Here is a 2,566-nt window from a genome sequence, read left to right as displayed (position 1 = left end):
ACGCCGCTATCTGCGGCTGCGGCTGGAAGTTCGGCGGCGGCGCGGCCGCCCGCCCGCCGCGCCGCCGCCGAACTTCCAGCCGCAGCCGCAGATAGCGGCGTCGCCGGAAACGCGGATGTCGCCCACCAACGCCAAGCCGCCCGAGGTCGCGAACCTGGCGACGAAGATGTTCCAGGCGCTCATGCCGTCGCGGTCCGGGGCGCTGCAGAAGCCGTCGGGCGCCCTGACGATCGGCCGCGCCACCGACAACGACGTCGTGATCCAGGACGTCCTGGCGTCGCGCCATCATGCGTTTTTGACCCAGACGCCCCTGGGCACCGAGATCCGCGACGCGCACAGCGTCAACGGGACGTTCGTCAACGGTGTGCGGGTCGGCTCCGCGGTGCTGACCGAGGGCGACGTGGTCACCATCGGCAACGTCGACCTGGTGTTCACCCACGGCGAGCTGCTCCGCCGCACCGAGGCCGCTACGCGCACCGGCGGCCTGGAGGTGAATTCCGTCTGCTTCAAAATCGACGGAAAGCAGCTGATCGACCACGTCTCGCTGACGGCCCGGCCCGGGACGCTGACGGCCATCATCGGCGGTTCGGGCGCCGGCAAGACCACGCTGTCGCGGCTGATCGTGGGCTACACCAGCCCGAGTTCGGGCTCGGTGACCTTCGAGGGCCACGACATCCACTCCGAATACGCCTCGATGCGCAGCCGGATCGGGATGGTGCCGCAGGACGACGTCGTGCACCGGCAGCTGACCGTCGACCAGGCCCTGAACTACGCGGCCGAACTGCGGCTCCCCCCGGACACCAGCAAAGCCGAGCGGGCCCAGATCGTCGCCCAGGTCCTCGAAGAACTCGACATGACCAAGCACGCCGAAACCCGGGTCGACAAGCTGTCGGGCGGCCAGCGCAAACGCGCCTCGGTGGCGCTCGAGCTGCTCACCCAGCCGTCGCTGCTGCTGCTCGACGAGCCGACATCCGGCCTGGACCCGGCGCTGGACCGCCAGGTCATGCTGATGCTCCGGCAGCTCGCCGACGCGGGCCGTGTGGTGATGGTGGTGACCCACTCGGTGTCATACCTGGACGTCTGCGACCAGATTCTGCTGGTCGCACCGGGCGGCAAGACCGCCTTCTGCGGCCCGCCCGACCAGGTCGAGGCGGCGATGGGCACCCGCAACTGGGCCGACATCTTCGCCAAGGTGGGCGCCGACCCGGACGAGGCCAACCGCCGCTTCAAGGAGCGCAACCAGCAGCAGTCCCAGGCGCCGTCCCCGCAGAGCCCCGCCGACCTGGGCGAGCCGCCGAGGACGGACATCTGGCGGCAGCTGTCCACGATCGCCCGCCGCCAGGTACGCCTGGTGGTATCCGACCGCGGCTATACGATCTTCCTGGCGGTCCTGCCGTTCCTGATCGGCGCGTTGTCGCTGACGGTGAAGGGCCCGCACCCCGGTCTGGGCCCGGCCGACCCGCTCGGCCCCGCGCCCACGCAGCCGCAGTACATCATGGTGCTGCTGAACATCGGCGCCGTCTTCATGGGCACCGCGCTGACCATCCGCGACCTGATCGGCGAGCGCCCGATCTTCCGGCGCGAGCAGGCCGTCGGGCTGTCCACCACCGCCTACCTGCTGGCCAAGATCGCGGTGTTCTGCGTCTTCGCGACGGGACAGGCGGCGGTGGCCACCATCATCGTGCGGCTCGGCAAAGGCGCGCCGACGGCACACCCGCCGTTCTTCGGCAACTCCACCTTCTCGCTGTTCGTCACCGTCGCCGGCACCTGTGTGGCGTCGGCGATGCTGGGGCTGCTGCTGTCGGCCTGCGCGCAGTCCAACGAACAGATCATGCCGCTGCTGGTGGTGTCGATCATGTCGCAGCTGGTGTTCTCCAGCGGCATGATCCCGGTCTACCAGCGCTTCGGTCTCGAGCAGCTCGCGTGGCTGACGCCCGCGCGGTGGGGGTACGCCGCGGGCGCCTCATCGATCGACTTTCCGTCGCTGGTGAAGGTCAAACAGATCCCGACCAACGACCCGATCTGGCAGCATTCGAAGCACATCTTCGTGTTCGACATGGCAATGCTGGTCTTCCTGTCCGCGGCCTACACCGGCTTCGTCCGGTGGCACATCCGGCTGAAACGCTGAGCCTGCGGCCGGTCCGATGACTCAAGCTGCGGAGCCCGTCCTCACTGTTCGATCCGACCGGTCGAAGGGCAGCTTCGCCGCAGGCCGCGACGTGGTCGTCGGGAGCGACCTGCGCGCCGACCTGCGGGTGGCGCACCCGCTGGTGGCCCGGGCGCACCTGCTGCTGCGCTTCGATCACGGCAAATGGGTGGCGCTGGACAACAAGTCGCTGAACGGCGTCTACGTCGACGGGCAGCGGGTGCCGCTGGTCGACATCGAGGACGGCCAGACCATCAACATCGGCAGGCCCGACGGCCCACGGATCACCTTCGAGATCGGCCACCACACCGGGAGCGTGGGCATGCTGCCGCCGACCACGGAGTCGATCCCGGTCATCACGCCGCCCGGCGACGCCAACCGCGCCCCGCGTCCCCCCGTCCCAGTCTCTGATACACATCT

The 2,566-nt window shown here is 69.3% G+C and carries 2 protein-coding genes; both read left to right on the top strand.

The window, feature by feature from the left end; genetic code table 11:
* Nucleotides 1-2,128 (top strand): ATP-binding cassette domain-containing protein (locus tag BST44_RS28995; protein WP_208619905.1); only part of this gene is annotated, 2,128 nt, incomplete at its 5' end.
* 16 nt (nt 2,129-2,144) lie between these two features.
* Nucleotides 2,145-2,566: FHA domain-containing protein (locus BST44_RS28990; protein WP_142274737.1), on the top strand; the 422-nt coding region annotated here is incomplete at its 3' end.

The organism is Mycobacterium scrofulaceum (genome assembly GCF_002086735.1).
GTDB classification, from domain to species: domain Bacteria; phylum Actinomycetota; class Actinomycetes; order Mycobacteriales; family Mycobacteriaceae; genus Mycobacterium; species Mycobacterium scrofulaceum.
The sequence above is the reverse complement of the archived record's forward strand: the minus strand, read 5'-3'. Positions and strand labels throughout refer to the sequence as shown.